Raw genomic sequence first — 23,681 nt, 5'->3', positions numbered from 1 at the left:
TGAGAGTTGAGAGAAAGATCAGCGGGTGACGGACAGCCCGGTAAGGAGGCGGGCGGCTTCGCGGGCGACGACGAGCTCCTCGTTGGCGGGAATCGCGAAGACGCGCGTGCGCGAGCCACAGGCGGCGAGGTCCGCCTCGGGCGTGTTGGCGGCGTTGCGCTCGCAATCGAGATCGAGGCCGAGGTCGGAGAGACCGGCGCAAACAGCTTCGCGGAGCCAGGCGGCGTTTTCACCGATGCCGCCGGTGAAGGTAAGGGCGTCGCATCCGCCCAGATCGAACCAGAACGCGCCGACCCAGTGGCGGATCGAGTGCACGTAGACGTCGAGCGCGGTTTGGGCGCGCTTGTTGCCTTTGTCGGCGGCGGCCTTGATGTCGCGCAGGTCGTTGCTCACGCCGGAGAGGCCGAGCAGGCCGCTCTCCTTGGTCAGTGCGCGGCCAAGCTGTTCCGCGGAGAGGCCGAGGCGGCGCGCCGCGGTGGCCGCGGCGGCGGAGTCGAGGTCGCCGACGCGGTTGTTCTGCGGCAGGCCGGATTGCGGGCTCAGGCCCATGCTCGTGCCGATGGCGACGCCGTCGGAGATGCCGGTGACGGAGCTCGAGCCGCCGAGGTGGCAGGAAATGACGCGCACCGGCGCGCCGGGAATGACGCGCGGGCCGTCTAGGTAGAGCCGGCGGACGACCGCGGCGACGTCGTCGCGGCCGAGCAACTCAGCGGAGCGCTCGGCGATAAATTTGTGGCTGGCGCCGTGGAAGCCGTTGCGGCGGATGCCGACCTGATACCACGACTCCGGCACGGCGTAGCGGCGCGCGTAGTCGGGCACCCATTGGTAGAACGCCGTCTCGAACAGCGCGACGCGCGGCACGCTGGGCAGGCGCTCGCGGAAGACGCGCAGGCCTTCCGCATAGGCGGGATTGTGCGCCGGAGCGATGTCGGCGGTGGCGCGGAGCGCGGCTTCGACTCGCTCATCGGCGAGCACGCAGCCTGTCACGTCGCCACCGAGCACGGTCTTGAACGCGACGGCGGCGAGATCGGCCGGCCCGCGCACGAGACCGGCATCGGCGAGTTCGCCCAGCGCCTGATCGATCGCCGTGCGATGATCGGTCACGCGTTCAAAGCCGCCCTTGGCGAGCAGGCGCGCCGCTTCGCCCTGGAGGCCGAAGAGACGATACTTGAACGAGGTGGAGCCGAGGTTCGCGACGAGGATGTTCATGGCACGGTGGCGCGAGGAAGTGAGAGCGCGCGCCGGGAGAGACGCGCGCGCGTTCAGGAAGCGCGGACGCTCACGCGACCCACTTGCCGAGGCCGGCGAGGTCCTCGTGCGGACGCGGGATGACTTGGACGGCGACGACGTCGCCGACGCGCTTGGCGGCTTCGGCGCCGGAGTCGACGGCGGCCTTCAGCGCGGCGACATCGCCGCGGAAGAACGCGGCCACGTGGCCGGAACCGATGGTTTCGTAGCCCGTCATGGTGACGTTGGCGGCTTTGAGGGCGGCGTCGGTCGCTTCGATGAGCGCGCACAGACCCTTGGTTTCAATCATGCCGAGTGCTTCTTGTGCCATGGCGAAAGAGGAGTTCGAGGTGGGAGGTTTAGAAGCCGAAGTGCTTGATCAATTCGGCGTGCGGGCGCGCGATGACGTGCGCGCAGACGAGCTCGCCGACGCGTTTGGCGGCTTCGGAGCCGGCTTCGACCGCGGCTTTGACGGAGCCGACGTCGCCTTTGACGACGACGGTGACCAGACCGCCGCCGATCTGGATCTGTTTGGCCAGCGTGACGCCGGCCGCCTTCACCATGGCGTCGCTGGCTTCAACGGAGCCGACGTAGCCTTTGGTTTCTACCATGCCGATGGATTCACTCATGAGGATGGGGATTGGAGTTGGATGCGATGGGTTGGAAAAACGGATCAACGGATCAGCTCGACCGGCGTGCCCGGCCCGAGGCCGCAGGCGTTGCCCTCGTCGGTGTCGATGTGCACCTCGAGTTTGAAGTCGGGCGAGACGCGCACGAGCATGCGGTCGAAGGTGATGCCGGCCGGGCCGCCGATGCGCAGCTTCATGAAGTCGCCGGCCTTCACGCCGTAGAAGGCGGCGTCGTCCGGATGCATGTGCGCGTGAGGCGCGGCGCGAATGACGCCTTCCGGCAGCTCGAGGAAGCCGGCCGGTCCCATGAGCATGCAGCCCGGCGTGCCCTTGATGTCGCCCGAGGCGCGCAGGGGAATCTCGAAGCCGAGCGAGATGGCGTCGGTGTAGGCCAGCTCGACCTGGTTGAGGTCGCGGCAGGGGCCGAGGATGCGGAGATTCGAGATGACGCGGCTGCGCGGGCCGATGAGCGTGACGCTCTCCTCGGCGGCGAACTGGCCGGCTTGGTAGAGCATTTTCTTCGGCTGGAGCTTGTGGCCCTTGCCGAAGAGCGTCTCGACCGCGGCCTGCGTGAGGTGGCAGTGACGCGCGCTCACATTGACCACGAGCGGGCGCGGCGCCTTGGCCGCGGTGGGCATGGGCAGGTTCAGCCGCTGATAAACGAGGCGGCGGACGACGTGTTCGATCTCAGCCCGATGGGGCAACGCTGGGGCGGAACTCATCTTGAGGAGAAGGGACTGTGCCAGAGGGCGGCGCGGGCCGCTGGGCGTAGGTTGGCTTTTGCTGTGCGGATATGCGCGGTTTCGCTCATATCGGGTGCATGATCGTTGCGGAGAGCGGCTGGACGTTGATCAGACAACTTCGCGGTAGACGTCCGGGTGAGGACGGGGCAGGACGACGGCGTCGACCAGCACGCCGGCCTCGGCGAGGACGAGTGCGCCGGCCTTGACGGCGGCGTCGACGGAAGCGACGTCGCCGGAGAGCGTGCAATAGGCCTTGCCGCCGAGCGCCATGGCGAGGCGCAGCTCGAGCAGCGTGACGTTGGCGGCCTTCGCGACGGTGTCGGCGGCGCGGATGAGCGCGGCGACGCTGAAGGACTCGATCACGCCGAGGGCACCGTTCGGTTGCGGCACCTGCGCGCGGCCGATCGCTTCGAGGACTTCCGGCTGGATGTTGGCGATGACGGTCTTGTCGATCAGGAAGCCGTTCGCCGCCTCGGCACCCGCGGCGATGGCGGATTCGACGGAGGCGGGATCGCCGCCGATGAGCACCATGTATTTGCCGGAGCAGATCGAGCGACTAAGGAGGAGGCGGACGTCGCCGCCCTTCAGCATCGTGTCGGCGGCGCGGAAGCCGGTGGCGACACTCGAGAGTTCGAGGAGGCCGATGGATTTCTCTTTCATGCGGAGCGGGAGAGGAGGATTTCGGTGGCGGTGACGGCCTCGATGACGCCGGCGAAGGGCGCGTGCAGGCGCGAACCCAGTGCGCCCGCGGCGGGCTCGGCGATCGCGTCACCGGCGGCCACGCGCGCGCCGACGGCGACGAGCGGCTGGCTGGGGGCGCCTGCGCCTTGCTTCAAACGCAGGGTGACGCGCGTGGGCGCGAGCGGTTCGGCGCGGAGATGCGCGGGAGCGTCGAGGCCCTCGAGGCTGAGTTTGCGCAGGAGCGCCTTGATCGGGACGCGGCGACCTTCGCGCATCGGGTGTGGGCGCGGTGTGGCCGGGCCGGACCACTTGCGATTCGCGGCGCGCAGCGCGGCCTTGGAATCGTCGCAGGCTTCCTTGGGGAAGAGCTGCTCGGGGCACGCGTAGAGCGTGCAGAGTCCGCAGGCACAGCAGAGCGCGGCCCAGTCGTTCCATTGCTGCTGGCCGGTGCCGTTGAAGCCGAGGCCACGCATCACGAGGTGCGGTTCGACCGCGTAGCCCAGCAGGAAGCGCGGGCAGTATTCGGTGCAGTATCGGCATTGGTCGCAAGCAGACTTGCCGATGCGCGCCTTGGCTTCGGGCGGCGTGAGCTTGCGCTTCACGACCGGGTGCTCGCGCGAGAGGACGATGACGCCGGTGGACGTTTTGGTGACAGGGACGTCTAGATTCGTTGTCGTCTCGCCCATCATCATACCGCCGAGGCAGAGCACAGGGTCGGGCACCGTGGCGCCGCCGGCGGCGGCGATGCAGTCGGCGAAACTGGTGCCGACGGGCACCGCGAGCGTGACCGGTTCGCGCACGGCGCCGGCGATCGTGAGGTATTTGATCGTGACGGGACGTCCCTCGGCGGCAGCGGCGATGTTCGCCAGCGTCTCGACGTTGTTCACGACGACACCGGCGTGGATCGGCAGGCCGGCGGCGGGAATGAGGCGGCCGGTGACTTCATGGACGAGATCGTATTCGTCGCCGGCGGGATAGTAGTCGCCGAGCAACTTGACCACGACGCGCGTGCCGGCGCAGGCGGCGGTGACGGTTTCGACGGCGTGCTTGTTCTTCGCCTTGATGGCGATGACGCCGGTGGTGGCGCCGACGGCGTCCATCGCGAGTTCGACGCCGCGCACGACGTCGCGGGCACGGTGCTCCATGACGGCGGCATCCTTGTGCAGGAGCGGCTCGCACTCGGCGCCGTTGGCGATGACCGTGTCGGCGCGCGCGCTGAGTTTGACGTGGGCGGGGAAGCCGCCGCCGCCCGCGCCGACGACGCCGGCGAGGCGGACCAGTTCAGCCAGATTCATCCGAAGTTGCTCCAGGTGGGGCCGTGTTTGGCGCGGTCTTGTTCATGACTTCAACTGGCGTGGAGCAGCTGACGGGAAGGGATATTGATGCTCGCGGCGGCGAACTGCTTCGCGGTGGCATCCGTGATGAGGCCGGCAAACTCGCCCCAGCGGGCGACGCGGTGCGGCGTGGTGCGCCCGAGCTTGGTGGCGTCGAGGCAGAAGAAGGTGCGCGGCGTGCGTTCGCAGACGGTCTTCTGGAACGCGGCGATCTCGGGATGGGAATTGGTGACGCCGTCGGCGTCCATGCCTTCGCCGCCGAGCAGGGCGACGTCGAACTGCCAGTTCGAGAGTGCGCGCACGGCGTCGCCGCCGAGCAGGGCGGCCTGGCGGCGCAGGAACGTGCCGCCGAGAACGTGGAGATCGATGTCCTCGTGCGTGCCGAGCACGGTGGCGACGGAGAGGTTGTTGGTGACGAAAGTCAGGCCGGCGGCGGCACCGCGCTTGCGGCCGAGCGCGCGGGCGACGGCGAGGATGGTCGTGCCGGCGTCGAGGAAGACAGTGCCTTTGGCGGGCAGCAATGCGAGGGCGGCGAGGGCGATTTTCTCCTTCGGCCGGCGCGCGCGGTGCGAGCGCTGGGCGAGCGAGTCGAAGGAGGCGTTGTAGTCGGCGAGGGCGCCGCCGCGCGTGCGGGTGATGTGTCCCTCGCCGGCGATGACCGCCAAATCGCGGCGCGCGGTGGCTTCGGATATCTCCAAGCAGCGGCAGATTTCGGCCAACGGCAGGAAACCGTCGACGCGGATCAGTTCCCGCAGCCGCTCCCGGCGAGCATTGACGATGTCCATGGAGACGCGCACGGGAGGCAGGAGACTAAATTTATATGAGCGAACACAATCATAAATCCGGCGCCCACCAACCCACGCCCAGCGCTGCGCAATTCCTGCGAAGGTGCGGGCGGGCGGGTCGTCGGTCGCGCCGGGCTTGAATGGGACGCGGCGACCTGTTCCGATGGCCGTCCGATGCTCCCCGTTTTCGCGTTTCGCCCCGAGTCCCCGGCTATCCGCCGCGATTGATCATGACCTCCGCCTCCTCCTATCGTGGCCAGCGGGTGCTCATCACGGGCGGGCTCGGTTTCATCGGTGCGAACCTGGCCCGCACCTTGGTGGAGGCGGGCGCGCACGTCACGGTGATCGACAGTCTGGTGCCCGAGTATGGCGGCAATCGGCGCAATGTGGCCGGGATCGAGGACCGGTTGACAATTCACATCTCCGACGTGCGGGACCTGCACAGCCTGCCCGGTTTCGTGCGCGGACAGGACGTGCTATTCAACCTGGCCGGGCAGACCAGCCACATGGATTCGATGACGGATCCAGTCACCGATCTGGAGATCAACTGCGCGGCGCAGCTTTCGATTCTCGAGGCCTGCCGGCTGCACAACCCGGGCGTGCGGATCGTGTTCGCGAGCACGCGGCAGATTTACGGGCGGCCCGACTATTTGCCGGTCGACGAAGCGCACCCGCTGCGGCCGGTCGACGTGAACGGCATCAACAAACTGGCGGGCGAGCAGTATCACCTGCTGTATTCGCAGGTGCACGGCATTCGCAGCACGGTGTTGCGCCTGACGAATACGATCGGTCCGCGGATGCGGATCAAGGACGCGCGCCAGACCTTCGTGGGCGTGTGGATCAAGTCCGCGCTGCGGGGCGAGCCGTTCGAGGTGTGGGGCGGAGCGCAGCTGCGCGACTTCACCTATGTGGACGATGCGGTGGACGCGTTCCTCGTGACGGGCGCGCACGATGAAGCGATCAGTCAGGTCTACAATGTCGGTGGACTGGGAAAAGTTAGCCTGCGGGAGTTGGCCGACTTGCTGGTGGAACTTTGTCCGACCCGCGCGCGCTACCAAGTGCGCGAGTTTCCCGCCGATCGCCAGAAGATCGACATCGGCGACTACTACTCTTCGGGCGCGCTCATCGAGCGGCAGCTCGGTTGGAAGCCGCGCACCGATCTCCGGTCGGCCTTGCGGCTCACGCTCGGTTACTTCGAGCGCGAGCTGAGCCACTATCTCTGAGGAATATCCGCCGCGTTGCATGTCCGCTCGCCGGCGGACGTGACATGATCGTGTGTGGTGTTGTCACTCGGAGTTGCGGTCGTAGCCGCGAGGAAGAGCCGGGCGCGGCGCCTCTCTGCGACGTTTGCCGGTGCCGAGCGTAGCTCGCGCTGGCGGGAGCGCTATCAACGATGATGACAGAAATCCTGCGCGCGTGCAGCATCGCGGGCATCCTGCTCGGCTGCGTTTTCCAAGGACCCGTTCGAACTCGTGCTGCCGTGGAGCATTTCGCGACGGTGCCGATGGGGCACATGGTGCAGAATCCGCAACTTTCGATGGAGTCCGGTTCTCGGACGATCTCCCGCACACTCCGGCACCTAAGCGCGCTTGCAAAGTAGCCTGCGACCTCCGGGCGCGGGGCGTCTGAGACCCCGTCCGCGAATCGGTCGGGCTGCCTCGCGTCTTCCGAGCGAAAATATGAGTTTCTCCGAATGGCGCCAGGCGAGGCGCCGCCCGCGCCGAGATGCGTCTGGTGACGGTGGTGTTAGACGCCTTGGCGCGGGGTTGGCACCGTCGTGGCGAGCGCGGTGCGATTTTGCTCTCGTCGGCGGAGGCGGGCTGCGTTGACTCCGGCTCCGATGGCAAGCCCCAGTCCTTGGCCGCTCTGGTTCGAGCGCGGCGCGATTCACCAGGATTACCTCTGGTTTCTCGTGCTGCTGGGGTGGGGTTTTACCACGTTGCTGTGGTGGCGGCGGGCCTCGCGCGAGGCGGCGTGGACGTGGGTGCCGTGGGTCGCGGCGGCGGGCGCGCTCGGCGCCGCGGTGCAGTTCGGCATCTTCAACCCGCACCTCGATATTTTTCAAAGCCGGCTCAAGCCCGGCACGATTCGCGACTTCGTGCCGGCGGTCATCGATGTGGAGTTGCTCGGCGACTGGCTGCTCGCGGCGCTCGTGGCGGGGTGGACGATCGGTTGGAGCTGGTTGGCGCTGCGGAATCGCTCGCTCGGCGCTCACGCCGCGGTGGTGGCGGGGGTGGTCATAGCGGCGGGCGTGCACGTATCCGCGCCGCGGATCGGAGGCGCCGCGCTGTCCGTCGCCGTGCTCGGTCTGGCTTTTGCGCTCGCGCGCGGTCGCTCGCGGGCGGTGCGTGCGGCGATGCTGATCGCGGCGGCCGGTCCGTTGTGTTCCACGATCGGGCCGCTGGCGGGTGCGCTGGGAGAACTGCAGCGTGCCGGGCCGCCGACGGCGTTTGGCTTGGTGGCGGCGATTTATCAGTGCCTCGCGGCCGCCGTCGTGTTCCTCGTGTTGCGCCGCGAGCGACCGGACCGGTCGACGACGACCGACCGCGTCGGGTTGGGCTGGTGGCTGCTGGCGGCGGGTTGGTTGTTCGGCGGACTCTGGTTTGCGCAACAGGTCGGCCGGGACAACCGCCACGAGTTGCACCAGAACCGCCTGCGAGGCGCAGCTGCGCGGGCGCAAATCCTCAACGCCGACCTGCTCCAGCGCTGGTCGGATCCGCTGCCGCCGCTCTGGCAGCGTGAAACCGGCGACGGCGCGACCCGCGTGTTGCCGGAGGACCTCGAGGGTTTGAGCGCCTCGCTTTCCCGCCTCGTGGCGCGCGAGTTTCGCTACACTCCGTTCATCGAGCGGGTGCGCGTCATCGCGGTCAACAGCGGGTGGGTATTTGTGCTCGCGGATAGTCGCCGGCGGCTGCCCGAGGGCGTTGTGGAGGTGCTGCGCCGCGCCACGCCGCAGGACGAGGCGGACTGGAGAGAGGGTCGAAACCTGATCGAGACGTCCGCGGTGCCGGAGATCGGGCAGCCGTATTTTTGCCGGGCCGCCCTGCGCTCCGCGGACGGGCGGATGCTCGGGTGGTTGGAATTCGAGCAACGGGAGTTCTTCCAAAGCATCGAGCGCAAGTGGCGTTCGGGACCGCTGCTGGTGACGGCGCTGGGCCTTTTGCTGGGTGCCATGCTGGTGTTGCAGCGGCGCGTGGAGCGCGAGCGCGAGGCAGCCGAACGCGATGCGGTCGTGCAGGCGGAGGCGAGCCGCGTGAAGTCCGCCTTCCTCGCCACCGTCAGTCACGAGTTGCGCACGCCGCTGCAGAGCTTGCTCGGCTACGGTGAACTGCTGCGCGATCGCGTCGGCGGCGACGCCCAGGCGGCGGCCTGGATCGAGGCGATGCGCCAGCACGGGGAATTGATGACGCGGCTGGTGAACGACCTGATCGATCTCGGCGCAGTGGATGCCGGCACGCTCCGCCTGGCGTCGCGCACCGTCGCACCGAGCCAGCTGGTGTTGAGCGTGGTCGAGGGACTGCGTCCGCGCGCGGAGGCCAAGGGCCTGCGTCTGCAATGTGTGGTGGACGACACCGTGCCCGAGGCCGTGTGCATCGACGATGCGCGCTGGCGGCAGGTGGTTTTCAATCTCGTCGGCAATGCCGTGAAGTTCACCGATCGTGGCACGGTGAGCGTCCGTTTGGAGGCGGAGTCGCGGGGGGATGCGGTGGCCCTCGGGCTGACGGTCGCGGACACCGGCCCGGGCATCGCGCCCGAAGCGCAGGGGAAACTGTTCCAGGCCTTCACGCGGCTCGAGCGCACCGCGCACAAGGAGGGCGCCGGCATCGGCCTGGCGTTGAGTGCGGCGCTGTGCCGGGCGCTCGACGGCGGGTTGACGGTGGAGAGCGACGGGGCGAGCGGGACCGCTTTTCACGCGAAGGTCGTCGGGGCGAAGGCGGCGCGACCGGCGGAGGCGCCCGTGGGGGCGGCGCGCCCGCTCGTGGGTCGGCACGTTCTGGTGGTAGACGACAACACGCTGGTGCGCGAACTCTTCGCCGCGATGCTGACGGCGGCAGGGGCGCGTTGCACGATGGCGGCGTCCGTGGCCGCGGCGGTGCGCGCCGCAGAAGACCCTTCGGTCGAGGCGGCGGTGCTCGATCTCGCGCTCGGTGGCGAGTCGGGTCTGGATTTGGCGCGCGAGCTGCGCGGGCGCCGGCCGGAACTGCGTCTGGTCGGTGCCAGCGCGCATGCCGGTGCGGCGGAGCGCGAGGCGGCTTTGCGGGCGGGCTTCGACGTGTTTCTGACCAAGCCGGTCGCGCAGGAGGAATTGCTCGGGGCGCTGTCCGGGCGGACGGGTGCGACGGCGGCGACGCCGTTGCCGGCGTGGCAGGAGGAGTTGGCGCGGCAGTTCCGGCTGGTGGCGGCGCAGAACCGTCTGACGCTGGCACAGGCGGTCGGGGCTCGCGAGTGGGGCGGGGTGCGCGGGGCCGCGCATTATCTCGCCAACAGCGCCGCGGCGGTGGGCGATGCGGCGTTGCGGGACGCGTGCGAGGCGACCGTGCGTGCCGCCGAACGGAAGGACGAGGCGGCGTTGCGCGCGGGCTGGGTGGCCGTCGAGGCCGCACTCCAGCGCTGGCTGCGTGCAGCCTGACGCGCTGTGCGCTTGTATTTTCCGCGCGCGTCGTTTCGTTCGGCGCGGCCATGCCAGCGCGCATTCTTCTCGTCGACGATCATCCTCTTTTTCGGGCCGGCGTCGCCGCAGTGTTGCGGACTGATCCGGGACTCGAGATCTGCGCGGAAGCGAACGACGGCATCACCGCACGGGAGGCGGCCGCGACACTGCGGCCCGACGTGGCGGTGGTCGACCTCGTGCTCGGCGGCGAGGACGGACTGAAGCTCGTGCGCGAGCTGCGGCGCGATGGCCCGGCCTTGCGGATCGTGGTGCTGACGATGCTCGACGAGGCGGTCTACCGGCCGAAAGCGCTCCAGGCCGGTGCCGATGCGTTCCTTTCAAAACGGGAGGGTCCGGGCCAGGTTGTCGCTGCGGTGCGGCGGCTGCTCGATTTTCCGGTGCCGTCGCGAACGTCGACGTCCAGCGGCGACCACGAGCTCGCGGAACTCAGCGAGCGTGAACTCCAGGTTTTCCGCGAGCTCGGCCACGGGCATACGACGCAGGAGGTGGCCGCCAAACTCGGAGTGAGCGTCAAGACGATCGAGACCCACCGGGAATCGATCAAGCAGAAGCTCGGCCTGCCGCACGCCAACGCGCTGATCGCGCGGGCGGCGATCTGGGTGCGCGAACAGGGTCTTTCCCGCTAGGGCCTGTCGGCTCGGATCACACCGGCGTTTTTCCCGGCTGCGCAAAAATCAGGGATGCCCCGACCCGCGGTCGCTTGAGCGACGGCGGAGCGTGGCAAGGCTGGAGCCATGGTTGCCCGCTCCTTCCACGCTGCGCGCGGCGTGCTCGCTTTTGTCGGGATTCGCGCGTTGTTGACCCTCACGTTCGCGGCGACGGTCGCGCTGTCGGTCGCGCCTGCGGCGGATCTCGATTCGACGTTCGATCCGGACGCGCGGACCTTCGGCCTCGGTTTCGCCGTCGCGACCCAGCCGGACGGCAAGGTGCTCGCCGGCGGTCTCTTCAGTCGCGCCGACCGCGGGGAGGCGGCCAATCTCGCGCGCTTCAACGCCGACGGCACCATCGATCCGACGTTCAACGTCGGCGCGTCGCTCAATGGCACCGTGCGCTGCATCGCCGTGCAGAGCGACGGCAAGATCGTCATCGGCGGCGTGTTCACCGCCTATGGCGCGACGTCGCGCAACTCCATCGCGCGACTCAATGCCGACGGCTCGCTCGACACGACCTTCAACCCCGGCACGGGTTTCAACGGCGAGGTCATCGGACTCGCGCTCCAAAGCGATGGCAAGGTCGTCGCCGTGGGCGCGTTCACGAGCTTCAACGGCAACACGCGCAACCGCGTCGCGCGCCTCACGACGGCGGGCGCGCTCGACACGACGTTCGCTCCGACGACCGGTGCGAACGACATCGTCTGGGACGTCGCGCTCCAGGCCAACGGCCAGGCGATCATCGTGGGCCGTTTCACCACCTACAACGGCACCGCGCGCAACCGCATTGCGCGCCTCACCGCGGCGGGCGCGCTCGACACGGCGTTCAATCCCGGCACGGGTGCCAATTCCGACATCGTGGCCATCGCGATCGACAGCGCCGGCCGCCCGGTGATCGGCGGGTTCTTCTCCACCTTCAACGGCACGGCGCGCCAGTGCCTCGCCCGGCTCACGACCGCGGGCGCGCTGGACTCGACCTTCGGCGCCACCGCGGTGTTCTCGTCCACCTACGACACGATCAGCGATCTCAAGCTCGACAGCGCGGAGCGCATCCTCGTCGCGGGCGATTTCGCGCCCGCCTACCAATACAACTACAACCCGGCCGCGCCCGGCCTCGTGCGCGTGAGCGGCGACGGCAACACGATTGACGAGAGCTTCTTCGTGCCGGAGGCAGCATGGCAGTTCAACCGCCCGGGCATGTCCTTCCGCCGCATCCAGAGCATCGCCGTCACGCCGGACGACGGCGTGCTCGCCGCCGGTGGCATGTTCGACACCGTCTCCGGCCAGGCCGGTCTCCTGCGTGTGACGAACACCGGTGCGCGCGACGCCACCTTTAACAGCCGCGCCGGCCTCTGGTTTCCGCCCTACATCAACGCCGTGCGGCCCGGCCTCGGCGGCAAGTTCTACGTCGCGGGCCTCTTCGACTGGATCGGCGGCACACGGCGCGTCGACCTCGCGCGTTACCTGCCGAATGCGAAGATCGACTCCAGTTTCGCCGCCTACGACGGCAACTACACCGACAACCAGATCACCGAGGTGCTCGAACTGCCCAACGGCAACGTCTGGGCGTTCGGCCCCTTCACGAAGCTCGGCTCGCAAACGCGGAGCGGCGCGGCGCTCTTCGACGCGAACGGCAACCTCAGCTACGCCTCGCCGCTGCTCGCGATCACCGGCGGCAATGTCGTGCGCGCGCTCGCGACCGCGTCGGGCGACCTCGCGCTTGCCGGCACGTTCACGCAGGTCAACGCCACCGCGCGCGCTGGCGTCGCCCGCGTGACGGCCGCCGGCGCGCTCGACACCGCCTTCGCGCCCGGCACCGGCCCGGCGGGCGGCACCATCGCCGACGCCGCGCTCGATGCCTCCGGTCGCCTCATCGTGGGCGGCGCATTCACGAGTTTCAGCGGCACCGCCGAAGCGAATCTCGTGCGCCTGTCCACCGCGGGCGCGGTCGACACCGCCTTTGCCGCCAACACGGACGTCAGCGCTGCGGTGAACAGCGTGCAGGTGCAGACCGACGGAAAGATTCTCCTCGGCGGCATCTTCGCCAACTCCGGCGGCTACGTCTTCAACGGCACCACGCTCCTCAACGCCGACGGCACGCCGGACCTTACTTTCAATCCGTATCCCGGCGCCAACAGTTACGTCTACCGCGCGCGCCGCGCCGCCGACGGCACCGTGCTCGTGGCCGGCGCGTTCAACGCGATGCAGGATCAGCCGCGTCCGATGCTGGCGCGACTCACCGCGAACGGCCCCGTCGATTCGCTCTTCGCCGCCGACACGGTCGCGGGCGGCTATCCGTCGGATTTTCTCGAGCTGCCGGACGGAAAAATCCTCGTGCGCGGCACTTTCACGGCCATCGACGGCGCAACGCGCCATGGCCTCGCGCGTTTTCATTCCGCGCCCGTGCGTCGCGGCGGACTCGAATCCGCGATGAACGCCGCCGCGCTCGCCAGCGGCACCGTCAGCGCCGTGGTTCCGCTCGCCGACGGACGCTTCGTCGTGGCGGGCGATTTCACGACCTTTTCCGGCACCGCGCGGCTGCGCGTCGCGGCGATCGATGTCTATGGCCAGATCGATCCGACCTTCGCCTACACCAACGGCTGCAACGGCGCGGTGCTCGGCGGCGCGCTCGACGCCAACGGCAAAATCCTGCTCTGGGGCAGCTTCACGAGCTACAACGGCACGTCCGCTCCGGGCCTCGTGCGGCTCAATGCGGATGGCTCCGTCGATGCGACGTTCGCCGCGCCGGTGTTCAACGCCGCGGTCAACGCCGTGCTGCTCCAGCCCGACGGTCGCCTGCTCGTCGGTGGCGGGTTCAGTTTTGCCGGCGCCACACCGGCCGGCGGCCTCGTCCGGCTGCAAGCGGGTGGGGCAGTGGACTCCGCGTTCAACGCCGGCTCGGGCGCCAACGGTGCGATTCTCGCGCTGGCCCGCGCCAGCGACGGGAGTGTTTTCGCCGGCGGCGCGTTCACGAGCTTCGCCGGCTCGGCCGCGCCCGGAGTCGTGAAACTCAACGCGACTGGCGCGCGGGCCAGCGGTTTCGACCTCGGCGCCGGCAACGCCGATTCCTCCAAACCCGTGCGCGCGCTCGCGGTCGTGAGCGGCGACAAGCTGCTCGTGGGCGGCTCGTTCACCGCCTGGGCCGGCGCCAGCGTCGGTGGTCTGGTCCGCCTCAACGCCGACGGCTCGCGCGACAGCGCCTTTCTGGGCGGCCTCGGCGCCGACGGCGCCGTGCACGCCTTCGCCGCGCTCGCGGATGGCCGGCTCTACGTCGGCGGTGCGTTCACGACGCTCGGCGGTGGCGAGCGGCGCGGCCTGCTCCGTCTTGCGGCGAACGGCACGATCGATCCGGTCTTCGATGTGGGCACGGGCTTCTCCGGCGAAGTGCGCGCGCTGGCCGTGGTCGCCGATGGCCGTGTCGCCGCGGGCGGCACGTTCACCGCCTACGGCGGCGTGGCGCGCAATCGCCTCGCCGTGCTCTTCGGCGGCGACAGCCCGAGCTACACATTGCCGGGCGACCAGATTTTCGTGGCGGACGTGAACCCGGGCAACCCGTTCTCGGTCGGCTACGGCGACGCGATTTCCGGACTCCGTTATCAATGGTATCGCGACGGCGTGCTCATTCCGGGCGCCACCGGCGCGAGTTATGCGGTCGCCTCCGCGGGCCTCGGCGACATGGGCCTCTACACGCTCACGTTTTCCAACGGCTCCGGCGAATACAGCACGCAAGGCTGGCGCGTGACGGTGAAGCTTGCACCGGTCATCTCGGGCGCGCCGCTCGCGCAGGCGGTCGGTTACGGTGCGAGCGCGACGTTCACCGTCGGCGCGGCAGGGCCCGGCCCGTTCACCTACCAATGGTATCGCAACGGTGTCGCGATCACCGACGCCACGGGGAGCAGCTACACACTCGCCAACGTCGGCGACACCGATTTCGGCGCGACGTTCTTCGTGCGCATCACCAACACCTACGGCTCGACCGACTCGACGCCGGTCACACTCACCTTCGACACCGCGGCCGTGCCCGGTGCGCTGACGCTGCCGTTCACGGGCGCGTCTACCTTGAATGGTTCCGTGCAAGCCGTCGTCCGCACCGCGGGAGGACAATACTACGTCGGCGGCAGCGGTCTTTTGCGGCGTTTGAATGCCGACGGCACGGTCGACAGCACCTTTGCGCCGACCCTCACGCAGCTCACGGCCACCGCGCTCGCGTTGCAGTCGGACGGCAAGCTGATCGTCGCCGGCAGCATGGTCACGAACGGCGTGACCTACGGCCTTGTGCGCCTGCTTTCGAGCGGTGCGGTCGATCCGACCTTCGCGCCCGTGACCGTCGTCCAATCCAGCGCCAGCTACGCGACCCAGATTGCCGCGCTCGCGCTGCAGTCCGACGGCAAAATTCTGCTCGGCGGCTACTTTGACACCGTGGCGGGCACGACGCGGCGCTACCTCGCGCGCCTCAATACCAACGGCAGCGTCGACACCACGCTCGCGCCGACGAGCGATGCCACGGGTCCGAACGACGTGGTCAGCCGCATCGTCGTCCAGGGGACGAACGTGATCATCGCCGGCGCCTTCACCGCGTATCGCGGCGCGGCGGCGAATCGCCTCGCGCGTTTCATCGGCGGCACCGGTGCCAACGACACGACGTTCGCTGGCGGCACGCGCGCCGACGGCACGATTCTCGGCCTCGTCGCGCAGACCGACGGCAAGCTGATCGTCCATGGCAATTTCACCGCCTACAACGGCACGACGCGCAACAAGCTCGCGCGCCTCAACGCCGACGGTTCGCTCGACACGGCGTTCGATCCCGGCAGCGGCCCCGCGGTGCGCGCGTATTACGACAGCCCGTCGATCGTCGCCGCGGTGCCGAGCGACAACGGCACGGTGATCGTGCTCGGCCTGTTCGACTCGTTCTCCGGCTGGCCGGTGGAGAGGTCGGTGCGCCTCACCTCCACCGGCGCGATCGATACGCAATGGGCGAGTCCGAACGCGGGCAGTTCCAGCTTCTCCGCGCTCTTCGCGCTCGGCGACGGCTCCTTGTTCGTCTCCGGCAGCGTCATGCTCAGCAACGGCTCCTATGCGGGTTTCGCGCGCCTGCTCAGCGGCTCGTATCCGCCGCAGGCGCCCGCCATCGCGCGCGCCCCGGTGGCGCCCGGGAGCGGGGTCGCGGCCGGCACGCGTGTCGAACTCAGCGCCCTCGCCAGCGGCCGGGGCACGCTCGCCTTCCAATGGTATCGCGGCGCGACGGCGCTGACGAACAGCACCACCGTGACCGGCGCGACGTCCCCCGTGCTCACCTTGCGCAGCATCCGCGCCGACGAGGCCGGCGCCTACAAACTCCGGGTCACCTCCTCGACCAACGGCAGCGTGGAGACCACGCCGGTCAGTCTCACGGTCGACCCCGAGCTCGGCGGACCCGGCAGCCTCGATCTCACCTGGGCCGCCGACCCGCTGCCGCGCGATGCGACGGTGTTCGGGTTTGCCGCCGACGGCAGCGCGATCGCGTCGTTCTACGACAACTACAACAATCCCTCGCGCAGCTACCTTCGCAAATACGACGCCAACGGCGTGCTGCAGCCCGCCGCGACGTTCGCTTCCGGCGCCGGCTTCACGGGCTTCGTGCGCACGCTGCTCGTGCAATCCGACGGCAAGGTGATCGCGATCGGCGCGTTCGACGACGCATTCGGCGTCACCGCGCGCAACTACATCGCGCGCGTGAATGCCAACGGCACCTACGATTCCGCCTACACGCCCACGCCGGACAACCAGATCCTCGACGCCGTTCTCCAGTCGGACGGCAAACTGATCGTCGCCGGCTATTTTGCCACTGTCACCGGCACCAGCCGCGCCGGTGTCGCGCGGCTGACGACGGCCGGCGCGGTCGACACGACGTTCGTGCCCGGCGCCCACGGCCTCACGGGCATCCGCTTCGTGCGGCTCGCGACCGACACCGCCAATCTCGGCAAGGTCTACATCGTCGGCTACAACTCGACGACGAACGTCGAGGAAATCGTGCGCCTCACCGCCGCCGGCGCGATCGACGGCACGTTCACGCGCGCCAGCTTCGCGAGCGGCAGTGTCAGCGGCCTGGCGCTGGACAGCGCAGGTCGGCTTCTGCTCGTCGGCAGCTTTACCAGCATCTCCGGGCAGCCGCGGAAGACGATCGCCCGCCTCACGACCACGGGCGCGCTCGATCCGACGTTCGGCATCACGCGCTCCGCGGGAGCATCGGCGTCGCCGAGCTCCCTCGCCATCGGCGCCGACGGCTACATCTACCTTTCGCTGGACACCGGCGCGTCTGCGACCTTCGACGGTTTCCCGACCGGCCCGATCGTGCGCGTCGATGCCACCGCCGGCCAGTTCGACGTGAATTTTCCCGGCAGCGGCAGACTTCGCGTGGACAACCTGAGCGAGAGCCGGCTGACCTGGGTCGGTGCGAAGCTCGCCCTCACCGGCTTCATCAGCGGCGCGCCGCGCTCGGGCTATGTGCGTTTGAATGTCACCGGCGGCCCGACCGGCGCGCCCGTGCTCGCCGATAGCAGCGGCAACCGCACGATCGGCGACGGCACCACGCTCACCCTTTTCGCCCGCTTCGCCGGTGCGGGACCGCTCACCTACGTCTGGCGGCGCGATGGCGCGGTGCTCGCAGGCGCGACCGGTCCGCAGCTGATCGTCACCGGCGCCTCGTCGGCCGATGCCGGCACTTACACTGTCACCGCGACCAACGCCAGCGGTTCGGCCACGGCCACGATGAACGTCTCGTTCTTCGCCGCCGATCCGCTCGCCCCGGTGGGCGGCATCACACTCGCATCGAACTTCAACGGCGGCGTGGGTGCACTGTCTCGCGTGGCCGACGGCAGCGTGCTCGCCGGCGGCACTTTCACGACGGTCGACGGCGTCCCGCGCCGCGGGCTCGCGCGCTTCACCTCCGCGGGCGTGCTCGACACCGCCTTCAACAATGCCCTGCCGTTCTCCACGACCGCCGGCGTCAGCGTGAACGCGACGCTCATCGAGCCTGACGGCCGCATCCTCGTGCTCGGCAATCTCGGCCTGAGCGACGGCAGCACGGCTTACCTCGTCCGGCTCAACAGCAACGGGTCGCTCGCGAGCGTGCTGCTCAACAGCACCAACACCACCGGCGGATCGCCCGTCCGCATGGCGCGCCAGAGCGACGGGCAGATCGTGCTCTTCGGCAGCTTCACCACCATCGCCGGTGTCGCGCGCAGCAAGCTCGCGCGGATCAGCGTCGCCGGCGTGCTCGACTCGACCTTCGCTCCGACCGGTCTCGATGCGACGGAGTATACCGACATCGTCCTCGTCGGCGGCGACCGCATCCTGCTGGCCGGCAACTTCACGCGCGTCGGCGCGACGAACGTCGCGACCCGTCTCGTCCGGTTGACGTCCAACGGTGCGCTCGATCCGACGTTCACCGCGCCGGCGTTCGCGAATACGCCCACCGGCATCTACCTCGCGGGCGACGGGCGCATCTTCCTGACCGGCCAGAACGGCTTCGTGCTCGGCGAAAATTCCATCGTCGTGCAGCTCACCTCCGGCGGCGCGGTGGATCGCAATTTCAGTCTCAGCCTCAATGCCACCGCGCGGGACTTGGCCGAGGACGCCGCGGGGCGCCTCTACCTGCTGACCACGTCGCAACTGCTCCGCCTGACGCGCAACGGCGGCATCGACCGCGCCGTCACCGTGCAGAGCAATCCGCAGGCGTTGCTGGGGGCGGGCGATCGGCTGCTCGTCGCGGGCGGCAATGGCCTGACTGCGATCGGCGGCGTGAGCGTGTTCGGTCTTTCCTATACGAATGCGGGCGACACCGATGCGCTCGCCTTGCTCACGCCGCTGCCCGATGCGCTCACGGTTGCGCAGGGCGGGGTGCTCGCGTTGCGCCCTGCCTTCCGCGGTGGCGACGGTGCGACGACCTACCAATGGTTCCGCGATGGCAATGCGATCGACGGTGCCACGGGACCGTCACTGGTCATTGCCAATGCCTCCACGACGGACGCCGGTGCTTACCGCGTCACAGCCACGCGCGGCTCGGACGTGCTCACGGCCGGACCGACGCAGGTCACAGTGCGAACGAACAACGCCCGCCCCGGCGAAGTCGACCTCGCCTGGGGTGCCGGACTCTCGGTCGTGGGCGGAGCGCGGCCCTACAGCGACGCGGCCAACAACATCTATCTCGTCGGCAATGTGCAGCTCGGCGCCGCCGCGGCCCGGCCGCTCGTGGCGCTTGCCCCGGATGGCACGGCGCGCGGCGACTTCACGCTCTCGGCGCAGGTCACCGGCGTCGCCGCGGGCCTGCGTTTCCAGAGCGATGGCAAGCTGCTGCTGTTCGGCGGCACCGTGGGCGTCGACGGAGTCTCGCGCGTCGTGCGCCTCAACGTCGACGGCTCGGTCGACCCGACGTTCGGCGTCATCGGCGCGAGCAACGATGTGATCCCGCTCGATGACGGGCGCATTCTCGTAAGCGCCGGCAGCGGGCTCCAACGCTACAGCGCGGCCGGCGTGCTCGACGGCTCGTTCGATGTCGGGGCCTTCGCGTCGGGCAGTTTCCATGTCGCTCCCGACGGCAAGCGCTGGCTGGTCGGCTCCCTCAACGACTCCGTCGGCAACAACCATTGGCTCGCGCGGCTCAATGCCGACGGCACCATCGACCCGACCTTCGTCGGACCGATCCTGCGTTCGAGCGAATTCATCAACGGCTTTGTCGGCGCGGCCGATGGCAGCCTGTTCGTCATTCTGAATTGGAGCAATTCGAGCCAGAGCGGCTACGGGTCCGACTATCGCCGGATCGTGCGCGTGCGGCCCGACGGAACGATCGACGCGAACTTTACCCCAGGCGTGTTCGCGTTTGCTTCGGGCAGCGCCTCCTACTCCGAGATGGCCGTCGACGCCGCGGGCCGGCTCATCGTGGTCGGCGTGTTCTCGAGTTACGACGGTCTCCCGCGCAACGGCATCGTGCGCCTGCTCGCGGACGGTGCGCCCGATCCGTCCTTCGCCAATCTCCCGGCTACCACGGCGGTGAGCTCCAACACCGTGCCGCAACGGGTCACGGTGCAGCCCTCCGGCCGCATTCTGGTGAGCAACAGCAGTGGAGCCGCCCTCGGAGGCGTCACGGACCGCCTCGGCCTCTTCGCCCTCGTCGGCACGGAACTGCCCTCGTCCGTGGCGCCCGAAATCACCGGCACGTTCGCGGACCTTTCGCTTTCGCCTTACGGCATCCTTTCGCTCGCGGCGCCGGTCCTCGCGCCGGCGAACGCGACCTTCCAGTGGTTCAAGGACGGCGACGCGATCGTTGGCGCCACGGCATCGCGCTACCGCCTCAGCGGCGCGCCGTCGAGCGCCGCGGGGGATTACACCGTGCGGGTCACGACCACGGGCGGCACGGTGCAAACGACGCCGGTGACCGTGAGCGTCCCGCCGACGGACTACAGCGGCGCACTCAGTGCGTTGAACGCCGTCACGCGCATCGACACGCCGGCGTTGTTCGGTGTGCGGCAGCCCGACGGTCGGGCGCTGGTCGTCTCGATTGGCTCCTCGGTTAACGGCAGCGCGAATTACGAACTGTTCCGGCTGAACGCCGACGGCACCTTCGCGGGTGGACTTCCCACGGTGATCACGGGCTCGAATTCCTCCCCCGTGGTGTCGTGCGCGCTCGTCGACGCGCAGGGCCGCATTTATCTCGGTGGTCAGTTCACCAAGGTCAACGGCGTCACGCGCAACCGCGTCGTCCGCCTGCTCGCCGACGGCACCGTCGATCCGGTCTGGGACCCCGGCACCGGCCCGAATTCCACCGTGACTTCGCTCGCGCTCACCTCCGACGGCAGACTGGTCATCGGCGGTTCGTTCAGCCAGGTGGCCGGCGTCGCGCGCCAATATCTCGCGCGTCTCACCGCGGCGGGCGCGCTCGACACCACGTTCCTCGTCGGCACCGGCCTCAACAACCCGAACCCGACGCTGCTCATGTCGCCGGACGATCGCGTGATCGTCGGCGGAGCGTTCACCACTTACAACGGCCTGACCGCCACGCGCCTGATCCGGCTCGATGCCAGCGGCGCCCTCGATGCCACGTTCGCGCCGGCGCCGAATTCGACGGTGAACTTCATCAGCGCCGCCACCGACGGGCGCCTGCTCATCGGCGGCAACTTCACCCAAGTCGGCGGCGTCGCCCGCACCGGACTCGCCTGGCTCGGCGCCGACGGAGCGCTGCTGCCCGCGACCGCGAATCTCACCACCGGCTACACGAGCGCCCTGGCGTTGCCCGACGACAGTATCGTCGCGAGCACGCCCAATGGCCTCTATCGCTTCCGCGCCGACGGCACGGCGGACACGCTCTTCAACAATGCCAACGGTTACCGCGGCCAATTCTACCGCGGCTACGCGACGACCGCGACCTCGAGCCGGGCGGCACCCCTCCTTGCCAACGGCAATCAGATCCTGCTCGTCGGCGACATCGGACGCATCGGGGGCGCAGTCAACAGCGCCACGTCCAACATCCGCCACGCCGCCGTGTGGATCCAATATACCGACGCGCTCACGCCGGTCATCGGCACGGCGCCAGCCGACGCTGAATTGCCCGAAGGCGGCAGCATCACCTGGAGCGTCGCCGCGAGCACGCCCACCGGCGTGCTCACCTATGCGTGGACGAAGGTTTCCGATCCGACGACCATCCTGAGCACAACGGCGGCGCTCGCCCGCACGAACGTGAAGCCGGCCGATGCGGGCCAATACCGCATCGTCGTCGCCAACGGCGAGGGATACGCCGAGGCGTTTGTGAATCTCTCCGTCCGTTCGGCCGCGCTACCCCGCGCCGGCTCGGTGCGCCTCGGCTTCAACGCCACCGCCACGGGCACCGACGTGCGCGACCTCGTGGCCGCCGCGAATGGAAATTGGTGGACGATCACGTCGACGCGCCTCCTTCGGCTGTTGCCCGACGGTTCCGCAGACTCGAGTTTCGCGGCACTGGAAGTGAACAGCGGCGGTTCGTTGACGGGGCTCCATCCGTTGCCCGACGGCCGGCTCTACGCCTGGGGCACCTTCTCCACGCTCGCCGGACAGGCCGTGAAGCGACTCGTCCGTCTCACCGCTGACGGCGCGCTCGATCCGACGTTCAACGCCGACCTGCCGTCCAACGCCGTGATCAGCGACGTCGCCGAGCTCGGCGATGGCCGGATCTACGTCGGCGGCAATTTCACCGTCGATATCGCCGGCAGCTCCGCGCGGAACCTCGTTCGCCTCGCTTCGACCGGAGCCATCGATCCGACCTTCGACCCCGCGGGCGGCCTCGACGCCACGCCGATGGCGGTGCGCGCGCTGGCGGACGGACGGGTGCTCGTGGCGGGCCCATTCACGACGGCGGGCGGCGCCTCCCGGCGCGGCGTCGTGCGCTTCCTCTCCACCGGTCCACTCGATACCGGGTTCAACAACCTGAACGTGGCTAACGTCTACCAGCTCCTCGTCTACCCGGACGGCCGGCTGCTCATCGCCGGACAATTCACGACCGTGGACGGCGTGGCCCGGGCCGGCGTCGCGCGGCTCACCGCCGACGGGGTCGTCGACCCGACGTTCACGCTCGGCGCGACGGCCAATTTCAACAGCACGATCGTGCCGATCGTGCTGCGGCCCGACGGACGCATCGTGATCGCGGGCAGTTTCACCGAGAGTGCCGGCACGCGTTCGCGTGTGCTGCAGTTCGGACCCGACGGTGTGCTCGATCCGACCTACGACGGCACACGCTCGTTCACCAGCACCGCGGGCGGCATCTCGAGCACTTCCTTCCGTGACCTCGCGTTGCTCCCGACCGGACACCTGATCGTGGTTGGCAGTTTCAGCTTCCTCGATGACGGCATCAGCCGCGCCGGCCTCGCCTCGCTGCAAGGCACGCCCCTCGCTCCGGAAATCACCGCCGACACGATCGCCAGCGCCACCCTCAGCGCGGGCGGCACGATCAACCTCAGCGTCACGGCCAGCGGCGCGCCGACACTCGGTTATCAGTGGCGGCACAACACCAGCGCCATCGACGGCGCCACCTCCCCGACCTTCACGAAAGCCAATGTCACGGCCGAAGACGCGGGCACCTACGATGTCGTCGTGACCAACTCCTACGGCACCGCCACTTCGCGCAGCGCCGTGATCGCTCTCACGCAGGAAGCGCAGACGATCACGTTCGCCGCGCTGTCCGACGTTCCGTTCAGCGCCACGCCGCTCACGCTCGAGGCGACGGCCAGTTCCGGCCTCACGGTCGTGTTCAGCGTCGTCTCCGGCTCCGCCAGCGTCGCGGGCAACCAGCTGACTCTGCTCGGCACCGGCGCGATCACGATTCGCGCCACCCAGCCGGGCAACGGCGGCTATCTCGCGGCCGCGCCCGTCGAACGCACATTCAACGTCACGGCGAATTTCGCATCGTGGCTCGTGGATAATTTCACCCCGACCGAAATCGCCGACCCGACGCAGACCGGACCGAACGCGGACTACGACCATGACGGACTCTCAAACCTCGTCGAATACGCGCTCGGCCTGAATCCGAAGGCCGCCAGTCCGGCGGGCGCGCCAGCGCTCACGCTCGAGAACGGCCAATGGACGCTGACCTACACGCGTCCGGCGAACCGGACGGACGTGACCTACGCCGTGCAATTCTCGACCAATCTCACCAGTTGGTCGGCCACGGGCGTGACGCACACGCTGGTCTCGACCGTCGGTGGCGTGGCCACCTGGCGCGCGACCTACCCGGCCACCGCGGCCCCGCACTGCTTCCTCCGTCTCATGGTGACACGATAGCCTTCGCCTCGGAGAAAACTGAGCGCTCTCCGCGATTGTGCTGAGTGAATTCGAGTATAGTCAGTCAAATCGGTGAGTCCGAAGCACCGGCAGCGCATTGCGCAAGTGCATGCGATATTTCCCCGATGTGACGCCCTTCGACGAGGACGCGGCTTCATGCGCGGGTAGTGTTCGTGC

General features: G+C 68.9%; 11 protein-coding genes. 4 read left to right on the top strand and 7 right to left on the bottom strand.

Annotated elements, in window-relative coordinates; genetic code table 11:
* Positions 1-18 precede the first annotated feature (18 nt).
* The 7 genes from KF715_18765 to KF715_18735 form a co-directional block, all read right to left on the bottom strand.
* Positions 19-1,209, bottom strand: a complete 1,191-nt coding sequence (locus KF715_18765) for an acetate kinase (protein ID MBX3738742.1) — start codon at positions 1,207-1,209, stop codon at positions 19-21.
* A 70-nt stretch (positions 1,210-1,279) separates the two neighbouring features.
* Positions 1,280-1,558, bottom strand: coding sequence for a BMC domain-containing protein (locus KF715_18760; GenBank protein ID MBX3738741.1), 279 nt, complete (start codon positions 1,556-1,558; stop codon positions 1,280-1,282).
* A gap of 28 nt (positions 1,559-1,586) precedes the next feature.
* Positions 1,587-1,856 (bottom strand): BMC domain-containing protein, encoded by a 270-nt coding sequence (locus KF715_18755; GenBank protein ID MBX3738740.1) that lies wholly within the window; start codon positions 1,854-1,856, stop codon positions 1,587-1,589.
* A gap of 44 nt (positions 1,857-1,900) precedes the next feature.
* Entirely contained in the window at positions 1,901-2,578 is a 678-nt protein-coding gene (locus KF715_18750) for a phosphate propanoyltransferase (protein MBX3738739.1), read from the bottom strand.
* A gap of 129 nt (positions 2,579-2,707) precedes the next feature.
* On the bottom strand, positions 2,708-3,259 hold the full coding sequence (locus tag KF715_18745) for a BMC domain-containing protein (GenBank protein ID MBX3738738.1): 552 nt from the start codon (positions 3,257-3,259) through the stop codon (positions 2,708-2,710).
* Entirely contained in the window at positions 3,256-4,575 is a 1,320-nt protein-coding gene (locus KF715_18740; protein MBX3738737.1) for a 4Fe-4S dicluster domain-containing protein, read from the bottom strand. The genes KF715_18745 and KF715_18740 overlap by 4 nt, the downstream gene beginning before the upstream one ends.
* Before the next feature lie 50 nt (positions 4,576-4,625).
* Positions 4,626-5,411, bottom strand: coding sequence for a DeoR/GlpR transcriptional regulator (locus KF715_18735; protein MBX3738736.1), 786 nt, complete (start codon positions 5,409-5,411; stop codon positions 4,626-4,628).
* 218 nt (positions 5,412-5,629) lie between these two features.
* On the opposite strand from KF715_18735, the gene KF715_18730 reads away from it, so the two are divergent.
* From KF715_18730 to KF715_18715, 4 genes are all read left to right on the top strand, one after another.
* Positions 5,630-6,622 (top strand): NAD-dependent epimerase/dehydratase family protein, encoded by a 993-nt coding sequence (locus tag KF715_18730; protein MBX3738735.1) that lies wholly within the window; start codon positions 5,630-5,632, stop codon positions 6,620-6,622.
* A gap of 875 nt (positions 6,623-7,497) precedes the next feature.
* A complete protein-coding gene (locus tag KF715_18725; protein ID MBX3738734.1) occupies positions 7,498-10,029 on the top strand; it encodes a response regulator in 2,532 nt (843 codons plus the stop codon).
* A 50-nt stretch (positions 10,030-10,079) separates the two neighbouring features.
* Positions 10,080-10,697 (top strand): response regulator transcription factor, encoded by a 618-nt coding sequence (locus tag KF715_18720; GenBank protein ID MBX3738733.1) that lies wholly within the window; start codon positions 10,080-10,082, stop codon positions 10,695-10,697.
* Between the two features lie 108 nt (positions 10,698-10,805).
* Positions 10,806-23,504 carry a hypothetical protein gene (locus tag KF715_18715; protein MBX3738732.1) on the top strand — a complete coding sequence of 4,233 codons (12,699 nt, stop codon included), beginning with the start codon at positions 10,806-10,808 and terminating at the stop codon, positions 23,502-23,504.
* Positions 23,505-23,681 lie beyond the last annotated feature (177 nt).

It is taken from the genome of Candidatus Didemnitutus sp., assembly GCA_019634575.1.
GTDB lineage: Bacteria > Verrucomicrobiota > Verrucomicrobiia > Opitutales > Opitutaceae > Didemnitutus.
This window is presented reverse-complemented; position numbering and strand designations above follow the sequence as displayed.